The 17,331-nt window shown below is 50.3% G+C and carries 19 protein-coding genes; all 19 read right to left on the bottom strand.

Translation table 11 applies throughout. From position 1 onward, the window contains the following. A complete protein-coding gene (locus FMR86_RS07890; protein ID WP_163350549.1) occupies window positions 1-1,194 on the bottom strand; it encodes an aminotransferase class III-fold pyridoxal phosphate-dependent enzyme in 1,194 nt (397 codons plus the stop codon). Between the two features lie 136 nt (window positions 1,195-1,330). Then, complete coding sequence (locus FMR86_RS07885) at window positions 1,331-1,540, bottom strand: heavy-metal-associated domain-containing protein (protein ID WP_163350548.1); 210 nt, start codon at window positions 1,538-1,540, stop codon at window positions 1,331-1,333. 106 nt (window positions 1,541-1,646) lie between these two features. After that, window positions 1,647-2,375: a 1-(5-phosphoribosyl)-5-[(5-phosphoribosylamino)methylideneamino]imidazole-4-carboxamide isomerase gene (gene hisA, locus FMR86_RS07880; protein ID WP_163350547.1), complete on the bottom strand. Its 729-nt coding sequence runs from the start codon at window positions 2,373-2,375 to the stop codon at window positions 1,647-1,649. Further along, on the bottom strand, window positions 2,372-3,028 hold the full coding sequence (locus tag FMR86_RS07875; RefSeq protein ID WP_163350546.1) for a hypothetical protein: 657 nt from the start codon (window positions 3,026-3,028) through the stop codon (window positions 2,372-2,374). The genes hisA and FMR86_RS07875 overlap by 4 nt, the downstream gene beginning before the upstream one ends. Next, a complete protein-coding gene (gene hisB, locus FMR86_RS07870; RefSeq protein WP_163350545.1) occupies window positions 3,028-3,615 on the bottom strand; it encodes an imidazoleglycerol-phosphate dehydratase HisB in 588 nt (195 codons plus the stop codon). The genes FMR86_RS07875 and hisB overlap by 1 nt, the downstream gene beginning before the upstream one ends. A 38-nt stretch (window positions 3,616-3,653) precedes the next feature. After that, the gene (gene tatC, locus FMR86_RS07865) at window positions 3,654-4,805 is read right to left on the bottom strand and encodes a twin-arginine translocase subunit TatC (RefSeq protein ID WP_163350544.1); all 1,152 of its coding nucleotides are present in this window, start codon (window positions 4,803-4,805) and stop codon (window positions 3,654-3,656) included. After that, entirely contained in the window at window positions 4,802-5,140 is a 339-nt protein-coding gene (gene tatB, locus FMR86_RS07860) for a Sec-independent protein translocase protein TatB (protein WP_163350543.1), read from the bottom strand. Before tatB ends, tatC begins: the two co-directional genes overlap by 4 nt. A 353-nt stretch (window positions 5,141-5,493) precedes the next feature. Then, window positions 5,494-7,041, bottom strand: a complete 1,548-nt coding sequence (gene guaA / locus FMR86_RS07855) for a glutamine-hydrolyzing GMP synthase (protein ID WP_163350542.1) — start codon at window positions 7,039-7,041, stop codon at window positions 5,494-5,496. Between the two features lie 12 nt (window positions 7,042-7,053). Next, complete coding sequence (gene guaB, locus FMR86_RS07850) at window positions 7,054-8,511, bottom strand: IMP dehydrogenase (RefSeq protein WP_163350541.1); 1,458 nt, start codon at window positions 8,509-8,511, stop codon at window positions 7,054-7,056. Between the two features lie 426 nt (window positions 8,512-8,937). Continuing rightward, entirely contained in the window at window positions 8,938-9,645 is a 708-nt protein-coding gene (locus tag FMR86_RS07845) for an ABC transporter ATP-binding protein (protein ID WP_163350540.1), read from the bottom strand. After that, the gene (locus FMR86_RS07840) at window positions 9,638-10,441 is read right to left on the bottom strand and encodes an ABC transporter ATP-binding protein (RefSeq protein ID WP_163350539.1); all 804 of its coding nucleotides are present in this window, start codon (window positions 10,439-10,441) and stop codon (window positions 9,638-9,640) included. The genes FMR86_RS07845 and FMR86_RS07840 overlap by 8 nt, the downstream gene beginning before the upstream one ends. After that, window positions 10,434-11,657, bottom strand: coding sequence for a branched-chain amino acid ABC transporter permease (locus tag FMR86_RS07835; RefSeq protein ID WP_163350538.1), 1,224 nt, complete (start codon window positions 11,655-11,657; stop codon window positions 10,434-10,436). Before FMR86_RS07835 ends, FMR86_RS07840 begins: the two co-directional genes overlap by 8 nt. Before the next feature lie 72 nt (window positions 11,658-11,729). Then, on the bottom strand, window positions 11,730-12,632 hold the full coding sequence (locus FMR86_RS07830; RefSeq protein WP_163350537.1) for a branched-chain amino acid ABC transporter permease: 903 nt from the start codon (window positions 12,630-12,632) through the stop codon (window positions 11,730-11,732). An 81-nt stretch (window positions 12,633-12,713) separates the two neighbouring features. After that, the gene (locus FMR86_RS07825) at window positions 12,714-13,829 is read right to left on the bottom strand and encodes a branched-chain amino acid ABC transporter substrate-binding protein (protein WP_163350571.1); all 1,116 of its coding nucleotides are present in this window, start codon (window positions 13,827-13,829) and stop codon (window positions 12,714-12,716) included. Window positions 13,830-14,310: 481 nt separating this feature from the next. Continuing rightward, window positions 14,311-14,928, bottom strand: a complete 618-nt coding sequence (locus tag FMR86_RS07820) for a tetratricopeptide repeat protein (protein ID WP_203544811.1) — start codon at window positions 14,926-14,928, stop codon at window positions 14,311-14,313. Next, entirely contained in the window at window positions 14,918-15,058 is a 141-nt protein-coding gene (locus tag FMR86_RS07815) for a CcmD family protein (protein ID WP_163350536.1), read from the bottom strand. The genes FMR86_RS07820 and FMR86_RS07815 overlap by 11 nt, the downstream gene beginning before the upstream one ends. A gap of 219 nt (window positions 15,059-15,277) precedes the next feature. Beyond that, window positions 15,278-15,943: a cytochrome c biogenesis protein CcsA gene (ccsA, locus tag FMR86_RS07810; protein ID WP_163350535.1), complete on the bottom strand. Its 666-nt coding sequence runs from the start codon at window positions 15,941-15,943 to the stop codon at window positions 15,278-15,280. A gap of 33 nt (window positions 15,944-15,976) precedes the next feature. Further along, window positions 15,977-16,654, bottom strand: a complete 678-nt coding sequence (locus FMR86_RS07805) for a heme exporter protein CcmB (protein ID WP_163350534.1) — start codon at window positions 16,652-16,654, stop codon at window positions 15,977-15,979. Further along, window positions 16,647-17,327, bottom strand: coding sequence for an ATP-binding cassette domain-containing protein (locus tag FMR86_RS07800; protein ID WP_373682461.1), 681 nt, complete (start codon window positions 17,325-17,327; stop codon window positions 16,647-16,649). Before FMR86_RS07800 ends, FMR86_RS07805 begins: the two co-directional genes overlap by 8 nt. Between the last annotated feature and the right edge of the window lie 4 nt (window positions 17,328-17,331).

The following is a 17,331-nucleotide window of genomic DNA, read 5'->3' as shown; positions in this document are numbered from 1 at the left end:
CTAACCCAGCTTAATCTCCATAGCCCCCAGAAGATCCTCAAGCACTGCGAGAAAACGGCGAATATCCTGCTCGTCTATGGTAAGGGCCGGGTGCATGCGCAGGGCATTGGTGCCAATCCGATGATCTACTATGAATCCCCGTGCAACCAAGCGTCTGTGCAAATCCGCTACTTTTGAGACATCCAGCTTGTCATCAATGATCAGGATCGCCATAAGCCCCCTGCCGCGAGCACAATCGATTAATGGCGAATCAGTTGCTACTTTCTGCAAACCATCCAGAAAAATATCTGAGAGCAGCTCTGCACGCTGTATCAGGTTATGCCCATGAATCTCAGCTATCACTGCTTCCACCACGGCAGCTCCCAAGGGATCATTGAGATGGGATTGTCCGTAAGCCACCCCTTCCGGTCCAAGCAAATCAATGACACGGCTACTTAGCGACACAGCACTTACGGGATAACCATTCCCGATCCCTTTACCCATGGCGACGATATCCGGCTGCATTTCATAATGCTGGTAACCGAACCATTTCCCGGTCCTGCCGACTCCGGTAGTAACTTCATTGACCATCACCAGTCCGTCAGCAGCGGCTAGGTCCTTGACTATGCTGTCAATCAATTTAGCGGGCGGAAAACGGACCATCCCCGAAGAACTGCCCGGCTCAAACAGGAAGGCACCAATGTCATCAAACGGTATCCCGGAATAGCCGGAGCACTCTTTCGTACATTGCTCGTGAGTACAGTTTTCACACTTTTCCCAATCAAAAAGAAACCATTTATCAGAATTCTTTGCCGCCGCATCGCCGTAGGCTCCGAAATATGAATCAGATAAGGTCATAATCCGCTTTGATCCCAGCAACGAACGCAACACCCGTACCCCGTACTCGACAGATTCGCTTCCGGAACAAAGAAAAGAACAACATCCGTTTTTGTGTCCAAAGAGATCAAGCACCGCTCCGCCAGCCCTTTCGACAACTTCAGAACTATAGCAGAACCCGACGTGAGAGACACAATCCATCTGTTTTACAATTGCAGAGATTACTGCACTATTGCCATGCCCTATATTTGTACACCAGATACCAGCCTCTAAATCAATATATTGATTACCATCAGCATCAGTAAGGGTACAATTTTCAGCTCTCACAACATTTGGAATCAACAATTCACGACCGGGAAACGCAAAGGTACTATTCATGCAAATATTCTCCTAGCTTAACATACGGACACAAAACAATTATCTTATTCAAAATATAATCGCAACAAGTTTCCATACGACGCAAAAAAGCCCCGCACTCATCAGAGCGCGGGGCTTTCTACATTCATTCTATAATCTACGACTTAACTTCGCCAGCCTCAAAGCCGATCTTGGTGATCGCTTCCTTGATCTTGGCATCATCTACCGGGGTAATTTCTACGTAGGTAGCGCAGGCATCATCGAGACTGGCCTTAACGTCAGTTACGCCTTCAATTGCGCTGAGAGCCTTCTCTACAGACCCAACGCAATGCATGCAACTCATGCCTTTAACTTCTACTCTTTTCATAAACAAACTCCTCTTCCCTACTAGGGAGTGCAGAGGGGCTTAGCCCTTCTGCCCGCCGGAGGCGAAATCAGTTCGTCAAAACGCGAAGCGCATCAGCTCCTTGCCTTTAATTATTTTCCAACCACTCGATAGCTTCAGCAAAATTGAGGGTTCCAGTGTAGATAGCCTGACCGGAAACAGCACCTTCGAGGCCTTTGGAAACCAGCGGACGCAGGTTGATTACATCTTCAAGGGTGGCAACACCGCCTGCTGCGATGACCGGAAGTTTGGTCTTGGCGCAAAGGTCAGCCATGGCGTTCACATTTACACCGGTCTGCATGCCGTCGCGGCTGATATCAGTGTAGATGATAAATGCTGCACCGGCTGCTTCAATGCGGGGGATGATGTCGAAGATGGAGATTCCTGCATCTTCCACCCAGCCGCGGGACTTGAGCTGTCCGTTTACGGCATCAAGGGAGACCCCGATCTGACCGGGGAATTTGGCGCAGAGAGCGGCGAAAGTTTCCTCGTCCTCAAGGGCCATGGTACCGATGATCAGGCGACGCACGCCTGCTTCAAGGTATTTGGATGCGGTTTCAATATCGCGGATACCGCCACCGAGCTGCACCGGAATGCTGAGCTGACTGCAGATATCCTTGATCAGGTCAAAGTTCTTGGGCATTCCGCTGAATGCGCCGTCAAGGTCAACTACGTGCAGGTATCTTGCGCCCTGATTCTCCCAGTACTTGGCCTGGGCAACGGGATCACTGGAAAATACGGTGACAGCGTCAGCCTGTCCCTGTGAGAGGCGTACGCATACGCCGTCCTTGATATCTACAGCGGGAAAAACGATCATAAACCAAGCTCCATAAGTCCGGTCTCAAGGGCCTCGTCAGAAAGTTCCATTGCGGTTACCCATTTGCCTCCACGTTTGAAGAAAGTATCCGCTTCCAGCACGTTCTCCATGAGAGTCTGCTGGGTTTCATCGTAATGGAATCTTCTGATGATGCGCCTGTTGTTAACATCAATAAGAAACAGATCAATAATTACAGATGCGGGCTGGATGTTGAAATCAGCCTTCTGCATGCCGCGCAGGTCCTGCCAGAAGAGAATCTGCGGAACCAGAATGTAGTCGGCACTCATGCACTGGCCGACCTTAACCCAATAGGCAAAAGCGGCTTCGCGGCGACCGCCCAAATTTTCAAAAACTTCGATTTCCTGACACTGGCGGGTAATTGCCGGGCGCGCAAAAGCGGTAACGCCATGCTTGGAAAGCACTCCGACCATCTTGGCATCAAGCTGCTGCAGGATTTCCTTCTTGATGGGTTTGCCTTCCTGCGGCAGGTATCCGGCCAGCAGTTCCCAGTTGAACACGGGGTTGGTAAAGCCGGCTACAGCAATCTTACCGGAAGGACGCGGGAGTTTAACAAGCTCACTTTTACTGGCACACCCACTGAGAGCACCGAGAGCAAAAACACAAATAATAAGCAGAGGGAAAAGCCGTTTCATTAATCAAGACTCCCTTTTGTACTGGAAACACCCTGTCTTTCAACGGAAAGAGCATTGCGGAAAGCAAGCCCAAGAGCCTTGAACGCACCTTCGAGCAGATGGTGGCCGTTACGTCCGTATTCAAACTTGATGTGCAGGTTCATACCGGCTTTAAAAGCCAGTGATTTGAAAAATTCACGCCAGACATCCCTTTCATCCCCGGCAATGATCGGGGGCAGGATGTCGTCATCATACACAAGATAAGCCCGTCCTGAAAGGTCAATTACAACTTCCACAAGAGCTTCATCCATGGGTACTTTGGCAAAACCGATACGGTTGATGCCTTTTTTGTCGCCCATGGCCTCGGACAGGGCCTGCCCTAACACGAGCGCGATGTCTTCAAGCGTATGGTGCGAATCAATTTCGAGGTCGCCCTTGCATTTGAGGTCAAGGTCAAATCCGGCCCAGAAACTCATCAGGGTCAGCATATGGTCGGCGAACCCCACCCCGGTGTCGATATCAGTCCGGCCTTCACCGTCGATATTCAACTTCAGGGAAATATCGGTTTCCTTTGTGGTACGGGTAATTGCAGCAGATCTCTGTGACAAAACCAACCTCTCTTATGGTACGGCCTGTAATGCGGCCATTACATTTCAATCAAATCTTCGTCGTAGCCGGCATCTTCGGCCTTGGATTTCTTTTCGGCTTTGGGCTTCTTTTTCTTTTCAGCTTCAGACTCAGACTTTTCTGCAGCAGAATCATCAGCAGAAGCACCGCCGTCAGGATCTGAATCCGGTCCGGAATCGTCAGGTCCGTCATTCTCAGACTCAGCTTTTTTCAGCTTCCTGCCGCCGCGCTTTCCAAAGAAGTAAGCAACCCAAACACCGATTTCATACAGAATAATCAGCGGTCCGGCCATGAGGGTCTGAGTCATAACATCCGGCGGAGTCAGGATGGCGGAACAGATAAAGCAGACCAAAATGGCATACTTACGCTTGCTGCGCAGCCCCTCCGCTGTAACCACGCCCAATCTGGCGAGGAAAAAAATAAATAGCGGCAGCTCAAAGATAATACCGAAAGCGAACAGCAATTTAAGCGAGAAACCCAAATATTCCCGCAAGGTAGGCATGGGCTTAATAAATTCATCAGCAAAGCCCATAAAAAACTCACAACCAAAGGGGAATACCACGTAATACCCGAACATAGCCCCGCCCACAAAGAAGAATGCGGACAAAAATGCCAGCGGAATCATCCACTTGCGCTCATGCTCGTACAGACCGGGCGCTATGAAACCCCAGATCTGGGCAAAAATATATGGTGATACTGCAAAAATCCCGGCCACGGCAGCAACTTTCAGGTAAGTGACAAAACCTTCGGGCAGGGAAGTGAAAATCAAAGTGGAATCAGGAGGCAGAACCGCCACCAGCGGTGCCATGAGCAAGGAAAACAGGGGCTTGGCAAAAGAGTAACAGGCCAGAAAACCAATACCGCAGGCAATCATGATCCTGACAAAACGGCGTCGCAGTTCTTCCAGATGCTCAAGGAAAGTCATGGGAGCTTCTTCTTCGTCCAGCTCCTCATCTTCCTCGTCGGGATCTTCATCTTCAGGGCCTGAACCATCTTCAGACACTGTGATCTCTCCCGCATCTTTTTCAGCAGGAAGTCCGGCTTCGGACTCTTTGCTTTCAGAAGCTTCCTCTTCGGAATTCAAGGATTCCTCGGCAGTCTCTTCAGCCTGATTTTTTTCTTCAGGACTCTCCTGCCCTACTTCACGCGAATCTTTCTCCGCTGAACTCATGCTTTCTCGCTCTCGGTCTTGGGTGCTTCTGCAACTTCTTCAGCTTTGCCGTCATCGGCCTGCTTTTCAGCTTCCGCCTGCCGTGCTTTTTCCATTGCTTCGGCTTCTGCTTTTTTACGTGCAGCTTCGCGCTCGACATCTTCCTTCTGCTTACGCTCTTCGTCAGCAGCGGAAATTTCAGCATCCAGAGTGGACTTTACATCATTGGACATCTTCTTGACTTCAGAAAGTCCCTTACCAAGATTCTTGATAAGTTCCGGGAGCTTCTGGGGTCCGATGAGAATCAAAGCTACAACCAAAATTACGATAAGTTCTGTAGAACCGATACCGAACATATTAATTCCTTCTTCGTTGCGACAAGATAAACACGCCGAGGCGTCAAAGCCGAAAACAGGCTTTTTCAAAATTTGCTGACGTCTTGTAACCGATTTCTAAAACTTTATCTACGTCTTATCTGCAATGAAATTCAGCATAAACGAGTCCCGACTCAAGAGCAAAAAATATTTACTTATCCAAATCCGGAACAAAAAAACGCAACACCCGGTCAAGGCATTGCGATCAATAAGGCGAAAACCGCCCGACAAAACTATATGCGAAGCAAACTGAAAAATTTTGAGGGGATGGGGTCTGGGGAAGGGGAACTTTTTTCAAAAGTACCCCTTCCCCAGCCGCCGGAGGCTTTCTTAAATTATTCCCACTCAATGGTTGCCGGCGGCTTGGAGGAAATATCCAGAACCACGCGGTTAACACCTTTTACCTCGTTAATGATCCGGTTGGACATTCTGGCGAGGATATCGTTGGGGATGCGGGACCAGTCAGCGGTCATGGCATCAATGCTGTCTACGATGCGCAGTGCAATGACGTGCTCGTAAGTACGGTCATCACCCATAACGCCGACAGTCTTGAGCGGCAGCAGAACTGCGAAGCCCTGCCAGACCTTGCGGTACCAGCCGGATGCATGCATTTCGTTCTGTACGATCTTGTCTGCCTGACGCAGGATTTCAAGACGCTCTTCAGTAATTTCACCCAGAACACGGATAGCGAGCCCCGGACCGGGGAAAGGCTGACGCCAGATGATGAACTCAGGCAGGCCCAGTTCGTAGGCAACCTTGCGGACTTCGTCCTTGAAGAGTTCGCGCAGGGGTTCAACCAAATCAAGGTCCATATCTTCGGGCAGTCCGCCAACGTTGTGGTGGGACTTAATAACCGCGGAGGGGCCTTTGAAGGATTCAGACTCGATTACATCGGGGTAAAGAGTTCCCTGTGCGAGGAATTTAACATCCTTGAGAGCGGTTGCTTCTTCGTTGAAAACATCAATGAAGGTGTAACCGATAAGCTTGCGCTTCTTCTCAGGATCTTCAACGCCCTTGAGCTTGTCGAGGAAAAGCTCTGCGGAATCAACGCATTTAACGTTGAGTTCGAAATGCTCTTCGAGGAAGCCGATAACTTCTTCCCGCTCGTGCATGCGCAGCAGACCGTTATCAACAAAGATGCAGTGCAGACGCTTGCCGATGGCCTTGTGCAGGAGCACGGCAACCACGGTAGAGTCAATGCCGCCGGAAAGACCGAGCACAACCTGGTTGTCGCCGATCTGTTCGCGCATTTCCTTGATGCAGTTCTCTACGAAAGAGGACATGGTCCAGTCAGCTTTGAGGCCTGCAACTTTGAAAACGAAGTTGTTAATGATGGTGGTGCCGCCTTCAGTGTGTGCCACTTCGGGATGGAACTGCAGGGCGTACATTTTTTTATCATCGTTGGCCATGGCTGCAAAAGGAATGGACTCGGTAGTACCGCAGACCTTGAATCCTTCGGGAATGGCTTCAACACGGTCGCCGTGGCTCATCCATACGGTGAGCTTTTCAATGTCTTCAATGCCTTCGAAAAGAGCACAGCCGGAATCACCTTTGAATTCCGCACGGCCGTATTCACGGTCTTCGGAAGAAACAACGCGGCCACCCAGATCGTTGGTCATGAGCTGCATGCCGTAGCAGATGCCTAGCACAGGCACGCCCAGTTCCAACAGGGATGGATCAAGCTGCGGGGATTCATCTTCCAGAACGGAGGAAGGTCCGCCGGAGAGGATCAATGCGCCGGGATTGAGATCCTTGATCTTCTGGGGATCAACATTACAGGGGTGGATTTCGGAATACACACCCGCTTCACGGATTCTACGGGCGATCAGCTGAGTAAACTGAGACCCGAAATCCAAAATAATTACTTTATTATCGTGCTGCATGACGACTCCTGATTAGTAGGAATCAACCCGGTAGTTGGGTGCTTCCTTGGTAATAATTACATCATGTACGTGGCTTTCTTTGAAACCGGCGGCAGACATGCGGGTGAACTGTGCTTTTTCGGCCATTTCAGCGATGTTAGCACAACCTACGTAGCCCATACCGGAACGGAGTCCGCCGATCATCTGGAAAATACTATCGGAGACGGGCCCTTTGTAGGGAACGCGTCCAACGATTCCTTCGGGAACCAGCTTGTTGGTGTCCTTCTGGAAGTAACGGTCGGAACTGCCCTTCTTCATTGCGTCAATGGAACCCATGCCGCGATAAAGTTTGTAGGAACGACCTTGATAAAGAACTTTTTCACCGGGGCTTTCATCGGTTCCTGCGAACATGGAGCCCATCATTACGGTATTTGCACCCGCAACCAGAGCCTTAACAACGTCGCCGGAGAACTTGATTCCGCCGTCACCGATTACGCACACACCGCGTTCCTGACAGGCACGGGCGGCTTCCATGATGGCAGTGATCTGAGGTACACCGACACCGGCAACAACACGGGTGGTGCAGATGGAACCGGGACCGATACCTACTTTGACAGCGTTAACACCGGCATCGATGAGAGCCATGGCACCATCATAAGTAGCTATGTTACCGCCTACGATCTGAACATCGGGGTAGCAGGAACGGAGTTCCTTGATGGAATCGAGAATACCTTTAGAGTGACCGTGTGCAGAATCAAGGGTCAGGAAGTCAACACCGGCAGCGATGAGCGCGGAGCTGCGTTCCATGAGATCACGACCTACACCTACAGCAGCACCTACGCGCAGGCGGCCTGCGGAGTCTTTTGCTGCATTGGGATATTTCTTGACCTTATCAATATCCTTGATGGTGATCAGGCCGGTAAGCTTGTTTTCTTCGTCAACAACCAGCAGTTTTTCAATGCGGTTGGTGTGCAGGTGGCGTTTAGCTTCTTCAGAAGAAATACCTTTCTGCACAGTAACGAGATTGCGGCTGGTCATCACTTCGGAAACAGGCACATTGCGGTCGGTGATGAAGCGGGTGTCACGGTTGGTGATGATACCGACAAGGTGCTCACCTTTGACAACCGGAAAACCGGAAATTTTGAATTCGGCCATAAGATCCAGAGCCTTGCCCACGGTGTCGTCGGGATGAACCACGATGGGGTCGGTGACCATGCCGGATTCTGATTTTTTGACCCTTTCAACTTCACGGACCTGATCGCGTACGCTCATATTTTTATGAACAACGCCGACACCGCCGTGGCGGGCCATCTGAATAGCCATTTTGGACTCGGTGACAGTATCCATAGCGGCACTGACCAGTGGGATTCCAAGAGTGATCTCTTCGGTGAGTTTTGCGGATACGTCCACGCTATCGGGAAGAACTTCCGAATAGGCGGGCAAAAGCAGAACATCGTCAAAAGTCAGAGCCTGACCTACTACCTTTTCCATATTGCCCTCGCAAAATGATTTGAAATATTAGCTAAAAGAAAAGAGAAATCATGACATATGATTCCTCTCAAGGGACCGGGCCGGTCTTTCTGGCGGTCAACCGGGTGCGGTACCATCAGTTTCACAGGGGTTGTGGCAGGTTCTTCCCTGCCGGGAATTTCAATCTTTAATGAACTGATTATATACTTTTTTGCCACGGACTCAAGGCCGTAACCAAAAAGTTATTAAAAGTGTTCGGCACCGCATATTTGCAAGGCCGATTTTTGTCAATAATTATATTTCCCTTCGGGGACCCTGCCGGGGGCCTTAAACCCTTTGAAAAGGGTTTAAGAATCCCAAACTTTTTTAATAAGGCTTCGCCACTCTTTAAGGATATTTTGCACTTACATAAGAATGCCCCCGGCAATCCGCTGGGGGCATTCTCAATTACAATCCTAAGTAAGCTTTCTTGATATCATCGTTCGCGAGCAACTTGTCGCTGGTATCGGAAAGTATGATCTCCCCGTTTTCCATGACGTAACCGCGATGGGCAGTTTTCAGGGCGAGGTTTGCATTCTGCTCGACCAGAAAGACCGTAGTGCCGCTTTCTTCATTGATCTTCTTAACGATATCGAAGATTTGGCGGATAATTAACGGAGCCAGCCCCAAAGAGGGTTCATCAAGAAGAAGCAATTTCGGCCGGGCCATGAGCGCGCGGGAAATGGCCAGCATCTGCTGCTCCCCGCCGGAAAGGTTGCCGCCGAGCTGCTTACGCCGCTCGAAAAGAATAGGAAAAAGCTCGAAGACATGGTCCATGTCCGCCTTTACCCCGTCCTTGTCATCACGCAGAAAGGCACCCATATCAAGGTTCTCGGTGATGGTCAGGTCCGGGAAGATAAGACGGCCTTCAGGAACCTGCGAAATACCCATTTTAACGATCTTGTCCGGCTTGGCCTTGTGTATCGGCTCGCCGTTGTAAAGGACTTCGCCTGTGCGCGGCGGAACCACACCGCTGACGGTCATCAGCGTGGTGGTCTTGCCTGCACCGTTGGCACCGATGAGGGTGATAATTTCACCCTGCTTAACCTCAATATTGATGTTACGCAGGGCCTGAATGTTTCCGTAAAATGTATTTACATTCTTAAGTTTAAGCATCGACGAGTTCCTCCCCGAGATAAGCCTTGATTACAGCGGGGTTCTCGCTGACTTCCTGCGGTGTGCCATGGGCGATTTCACGTCCGTATTCCAGTACGTACAAACGATCGGACAGGGACATGACCATTTTCATGTCATGCTCAATGAGCAGCACCGAGATATTATGTTTGTCCTTAATGGAAACAATCAACTCTTCAAGTTCGGAAGTTTCCTGCGGGTTCATGCCTGCAGCGGGTTCGTCCAGAAGCAGGATGAAAGGATCAGTCGCCAGCGCGCGGGCGATTTCCAACCTGCGCTGTGCTCCGTACGGCAGGTTACGAGCCAGTTCGTCAGCATACTGCTCAAGGCCGAGTTCCTGCAGGAGTTCATAGCTTTTAAGGATGGTCTCCTGCTCTTCCCTGCGGGTCCGCGGGTCACGTAACACCGCGCCAAGAAAGGTAGCCTTTGTCCGGCAATGGCAGCCGATCATAACATTTTCTATAACCGACATTGACGGAAAAAGCCTGATGTTCTGGAAGGTACGGGCCATACCCAGTTCGGTCACTTTATTAGGCTTCATGCCGTTAATGCGTTTGAAGCCTTCGCCATAAGGATCAATATTAACGTCACCCTCGGTGGGGGTGTATATTCCGGTGATGCAGTTAAAAAAAGTTGTCTTACCTGCCCCGTTGGGACCGATAAGGGCGACAATCTCCCCTTCCTTCACTTCAAGATCAACATCATCAAGGGCGCGCAGACCACCGAAATCCTTGCTGACGCCCTTTACCTGCAGAACGGTTCTTCTTTCATTACTCATGCGCGCCACCTAAAGCCTTTTTCACTGCACTGATATCAATCTTCTTGCGCACATCGCGAACCAAACCCTGCGGCCTGAAGACCATAACCAAAACCATGACCGCACCGAAAATAAGCATGCGGTATTCGGAAAACTCTCTCATGTATTCAGGCAGCAAGATCAGCACCAACGCACCGAGGATAACCCCGAGGATGGAACCCATGCCGCCAAGAACAACAATGGACAGGATGATTGCCGACTCAAGGAATGTGAACGATGCCGGGTTGATAAAGGTGGTCTTGGCTGCGAACACAACCCCGACCATTCCTGCCCAAGTGGCTCCCAACGAGAAGGCCATAAGCTTGGTTTTCATTTTATCGATGCCCATGGCCTGACAGGCTATTTCATCTTCGCGCAGGGCCTGCCAGGCACGCCCGATGCGGGAATTCTTAAGCCTGTTGACCACGAAGATGGTAAAAATCACCAGCACCAGCATCAGGTAGTACATAAAGTTGATCTGGGCCAAAAATCCCTTGGCAAAACCAAAAAATTCAGGACGGGCGATATTGGAAATACCGGCCGGGCCGTTAGTAAAGCTACCCCAGTTTTCCAGCACCAGGCGGATAATTTCCCCGAAACCCAGCGTTACGATGGCCAGATAGTCACCGCGCAGACGCAGCACCGGAAAACCGAGCAGGATACCGCAGATGGCACCAAGCAGTGCACCGAGGGGCAGGGCCACCCAGAAACTGATCCCCCAATACATATTCATAAGCGCGTAGGAATAAGCACCCACAGCGTAGAATGCCACAAAACCGAGGTCCAGCAGTCCGGCCAGACCGACAACGATATTCAAGCCCAGCCCCAGCACCACGTAGATGAGTGCAGTGGTCATGACGTTGACCTGATACATTGAAAACAGCTTGGGAAACGCTATGGCGAAAACAGCCACGCCGACCAACGCAGGCCAATAAAATTTAGGGCTGGAGATGAGTTTATTAAAAAAGGTCACCTTTTCAACAGAAGAAGCTTCCTCCTCCTGCCTGCCTTTATCCTTCTGCTCCAGCATATAACGCCAGAGAAAAGAGAGCACGAATGCAGCGACGCCCACACACAGGACCCGATCCAGATGCCAGGTAACGGACTTGTCAATGGTATTCACGAAGACCCCCATGATGGGCAGGGTCAAAAACATGAACCACAATGAAGCAAGTATTGATTTTTTCAAGCCTTCCATATGCAAATATTTTCCGTTTTTATCATTTTGTATCGTCAGAGAACGTATTCACCATTCTTTTGCCAGTGCACCTTAAACCTTCTGAATAGGAGCTTTACCCAAAAGTCCTGAAGGTCTGAAGATAAGAATAAGTACCAAAAGCGCAAAAGCGAAGACGTCTTCGTAGTCACTGGAAACGTATCCAGTGCAGAAACTTTCAGTCCAGCCAAGGATAAGTCCTCCGAGCATTGCGCCGGGCACGGATCCAATACCGCCGAGAACTGCAGCGGTGAAGGCTTTGATGCCTGCGATAAATCCGATAAAAAAGTTAATCTGCCCGATGTGGGAGGCGATGAGCACACCGCCGATTGCCGCCAGAGCGGAACCGATGACAAAAGTGGCAGAAATGACCTGATCGACATTGATACCGACCAGCATGGCCATCTTGCGGTTCTGCGCAGTGGCGCGCATGGCTTTGCCCATGCGGGTGAATTTAATAAAAAGATTAAGTCCGACCATAACAATCGCCGCCACCGCAATGATCAGAAAATCGGTGGAGCCGATCATGGACTCATAATTCTTAAGAAAGCCGAACTCAGGAATCAGACTCGGAAATGAAAGAAAATCTGAAGTCTGAGACAGCATAACGTAGTTCTGAAGAAAAATGGACATACCGATGGCGGAAATAAGCGGAGAAAGTCTCGGCGCGCCGCGCAACGGACGGTAAGCGATTTTTTCAATTGTATAACCATATGAAGCGGCATAAATAACAGCTGCGATGGTAGCCAGAATAACAATTGAAGCTGCGGGAAAACCGAAACTGCTGAGCACCCCGGCAACAACAAGACCTACGAAAGCACCTATCATGTAGATCTCACCGTGGGCAAAGTTGATCAGCTCGATAATACCGTAAACCATGGTGTAACCGAGGGCGATAAGCGCATAGATACTGCCCCTGGTCAGACCGGAGAAAAATAATTCCAGAAAATATTCCATTTGGACCCTGCTGAATCAAGACTCAGGGGACAGACATTCACGCCTGCCCCCTGAATCGGAATTACTTAAAAGCGCGGAAGTTTATTTAACTTCTACGTACTCGCCATTTTGAACCTGATAAACGGAGAACCCTACGCCGATTGCATCGCCCTTGGCATCAAACTTGATTTTACCAACGGGAGTCTCAACTTCATGGGTGCGCAAAGCTTCAACGATCTTGTCATAGTCGGTGGACTTGGCGTAATCGATGGCCTTGAGCAGAGCCAGAGCTGCGGAATATGCTTCAAAGTAGAAAGCACCGGGTTCTTTACCTGCGTTTGCGGCTTTAAACTGATCAAGGGCAACCTTGTACATGGGGTTGGCTGTGATATCCTGAGGACCGGTGGCGTATACGCCTTCAGCGGCCTTGCCGGTGATATCGATAAAGGTCTTGGCCTTTACACCGTCATCGGAAAGGAAGGGGATGGTCATTTTTTTCTTGCGCATCTGGGAAACGATCTTGGATGCTTCAGGGTGGTAGCCACCGAAAATAACGCCGTCTGCGCCGGATGCTTTAACTTTCTGAACTACCGCGGAGTAATCCACTGCACCAGGAGTTACGCCTTCAAAAAGAACTGCTTTGATGCCTTTCTCTTCGAGGTATTTCTGGGTCCACTCGGCAAAACCTTTACCGTAGTCACCTTTATCATGAATGATGGCGGGCTTTTTAAGACCAAGTTTCTCTGCTGCGAACATAGCTGCCAGTGCGCCCTGAGCGTCATCGGAAGCGATGGTTCTGAAAAAGTTGGGGTAATCTCCGCTGAGAGTCAGGGAAGGACTGGTTGCGGAAGGAGACATGCAGACCAGGTTGGAATCTTTATAAATGGGCAGAGCTGCTTTGGTTGCACCGGAGCAGATGTGGCCGAGAACAACAGTAACGCCGTCGGAAAGGAGCTTCATGGCAGCGTTGGTGGCGAATTCAGGCTTGCACTGATCATCCTGGGTGGACAATTCAACCTGCATGCCGTTTACACCGCCGGACTCATTAATGGATTTAACAACCAGTTTGGCTGCATCTACAGTAGGCAGGCCGTAAGCTGCGAGGTCTCCACTATGGGCGCCGGGAACACCGAGAACAATTTTGCCTGCAATAGCAGAACCGAAACTACCGATGGTCATCATGGCTGCGACCAGCAGGACCAGCAATGAACGTTTCATCATAACACTCCTTGACTGTGTTGAATTGGGCCGCTTTGGCCCGGTTACCGTATTCACCTGCGTAACAACTCGCGGATCTTCGCCACAAGTAATAAACGTGAATAACCCTATCATGTTATTACAGCTGTTGAAAACAACAGACTGCGGCTATTAGCTGATTTTCCCGCACCAGCTGTCCAGATCCGGCAAGACGGACATATTAAATTGCGAGAAAAGTAATAACCTTTGACTATTAACTAGCCAGCATTAAGCAAACTTGTCAATGTTTGGCTGCAAACTACGAATAAAGTAAGCCAAATCAACCTACTCGTAAAAAAATAGTCTGTTTACCCCTGTTTTGCCACCCTCAAAAAACAGATAATTCAGAGCAACCACTCACACTTACTCTTTGCGCAAAATTTAACACACACACAGCTTATGCACAAAAAAAGGGAACCCGTTTTTACGGATTCCCTTACTGGTTACATTTTTGAAGCTAAAATTATTGCTCAGCGTGAGCATCTCTTTTCAGCTCTTCTTCTGCGCGTTTTTTCATTTCAGCGGAAGATTTAGGATTATCTACAATCTGCTTAAGCTGTGCGTCAGCTTCTTCGTGCTTATGCAGATAGTATTTCTTAACGATGGCAGCATTGAACAGGGCCATGGAATCGTCCGGATTAAGCGCAACGATCTTATCAAAAGCATCCGCAGCCTTATCAAACTGTTCAGCCTGATAAAAACACATACCCAACCCCATCAAAGCCTGAATATTTTCCGGTTCCGCACTGACCACTTTCTCAAAGAAAGTCTGGGCACGACCGTAAGCCCGGATCATCATGAAAGAATTAGCCAGTTCGAGCTGGATTTCCATGTTATCAGGTTCCTTGCCCATGCGTTCCATGAGTTCACGCACGTTTTTCATGGCATCTTCGTTCATGCCGTCCATGCCGCCCGGCATGCCGCTGCCTTTACTCTGCTGCTGAAATTCCACCTTATTGCCGGGATGGCTCATGCGGTAAGTCAGCGAAGTAACAAACAGCGCAATAAGAGCAACACCCAGCAGCCAGACAACTGCTTTCTGACCGCCGTTTAATGTAAAATCCTTGATATTATTCGTCATTATCGAGCATCTCCATCTGCCTGATGCGGCGGTCCATGGATGCTCCCTTGGCTGCGATGAATGCCAGATATCCGGCGATTGCAACCCAAACAGCTATATTTGCAATTAACAGGTAAGTCTCACTATTCATTGTATATACTCCATTTTGCCTCCGGCGGCTTAAACCCTTTTCCAAAAGGGTTTAAGAATCCCAAAACGTTTTATTAGGCTTCGCCGCTTTGAAAGGCTATGTCGTCTTAATTTTATATTACTTTTCTCCGCTAAACCCAGCGAAGCTTATTAAAAGTTTTAGGAGAGTCCAGAGAACCCTTTTTCAAAAGGGTTCTTTGGCCGCCGGAGGCATGCCTTTCTAATCATGATCCCAGATCATTTTAGCGTCCAGTTCACCGGAAAGCCGTACCTGCTTGTAGCGAACTGCCAGCAATACCAGCCAGAACAGGCCGAATGCCGCCAGATTAACCATAAGCGTGGTCATCATTTCAGGCTCCATTCCGCCACCCTTGGCCCCGATCACGTTGGGATGCACACTTCTCCAGAGCCGCGCAGAATAAAAAACGAGAGGGACATCTACAAATGCGACAACTCCGAGAACTGCACAGACAAGAGAACGGCGTTCTGCCGACATGGGAGAGGTGCGCAATACGAGGTACGCAGCATAGACAAACCACATAATTAATGTGGTGGTCAGCCGCGGATCCCATGTCCACCAGACATTCCATGCCGCCCGGCCCCAGATGGAACCGGTAACAAGTGCCAGTCCGCTGAAGACCACTCCGATCTCAGCGGCAGCTCCGGCAATGTAATCAAACTTGATATCACGTTTCAGCAAATACGCCGCACTGGCGAGGAAGACCACGAAAAAACTAATCATGGCCCAGGCCGCCATTGGCATGTGGACATAAAAAATCTTCTGAACCAGCCCCATGGTCATTTCAATGGGCGCATACATCCAGATAAGATACTGTCCGGCACAAAGTGCTGCACCAGCCAGCAGTGCTGCGATTGCAAGGTTCATTTAAATGCTCCGTAAACTATATTTCTCAACGAGCTACTGCTCGCCGCTGTATACAAAAGGAAAAAGGATCAGGCCCGCACCGCTGAACAGAGCCGAGGCGGAAACAATAATACCCATCCACGAACTCTCGTCCATAAGGTTAACCCCGGAAAAAACCGAAGTCATCAATTGTATGGCTCCCAGCAGGATGGGCAGCATCAAGGGGAAAAGGATCACTGAAAGCAGTGATTCCCGTGCGGCCTGCCCTTGGGAGATTGCACCGAGCAATGCCCCGAGAGCAACCAGCCCCCAGTCCGCAGCCAGCAGGGTCGCAGCGAAAACCGCCATCGATCCCTTCATGTCCTGACCTAAGAATACAATTGTAGCCGGGAGAAACACAAGCTGCGAACAAAGCAGCAGCCCGAACCCGGCAAGACCCTTTCCGAACCATACGGCATGCAGCGGGACAGGCGATGAAAGCAGTCCCAAGCGCGCTTCGTTTGATTCTTCCATTGAAAACAAAGTGTTGAAAACCAAAACCAACCCGAAAGAGGATGCAAGCCAGAATATGGCTGATGCCGCCTGCGGCTCTACCAGCTGCCCTGCGGGACGGGATAAGCTGAACACGAAGATCAGCAGAAGTCCCAACAGAATCGCCTGTGTGAGTCCCTGTCCTCCGCCGATGGAAAGACGCAGGTCCTTGGCCGCGATGGTCAGTCCGCGCTTAAGCATTCTCCCCTCCCAGTACGGTTTCGGGATCGAACTCTGCAGCAGGACCGAGATAGGCCATCCTGCGCCCGGCAAGTCCTAAGACCCGGTCAGCGAGGGAGGTATCGTGGTTCACATCATGGCTGATCCAGACAATGGCGGTACCGCGGTCACGCAGGGCCACCACTTCCTCACGCAGAAGAGTCAGTGAAGCCTGATCAAGTCCGGTTCCCGGTTCATCCAGAAAAAGGAGATCCGGGTTCACAAGGAAAACACGGGCCAGATTCAACCGCTGGGCCATGCCTCGTGAATAGGACCCGGCCTGCTCTTCAGCCGCCCTTTCCAATCCCACCCGTTTCAGCAGAGCCATAAGCTCTTCGCGGGAAGGAGAAAGGCCGTACATGGAGGCCCAGAATGAGAGGTTGGCCACTCCGCTCAAACGCGGATAGATAAAAGTGGAATGCCCAAGGTAGGCGGTCTTTTCCGGCTCGGTCAAAATATCCGCACTCCCGGCCGAAGCACGGGATAATCCGGACATGATCTTGAGCAGGGTTGTTTTGCCCGCACCGTTGCGGCCCACCACGAGAAGAATTTCCCCGCGCAGCACATCGCAACTGACATCCTTGAAGATCAGCCTTGTCCCGAAGAACTTGGCTGCCTTGCGCACCTTAAGAGCTATGCTTCCATTCTCAGACACTGCA

Origin of the sequence: Desulfovibrio sp. JC010, from assembly GCF_010470675.1 — a bacterium.
In the GTDB taxonomy this organism is placed as follows: domain Bacteria; phylum Desulfobacterota; class Desulfovibrionia; order Desulfovibrionales; family Desulfovibrionaceae; genus Maridesulfovibrio.
The sequence above is the reverse complement of the archived record's forward strand: the minus strand, read 5'-3'. Positions and strand labels throughout refer to the sequence as shown.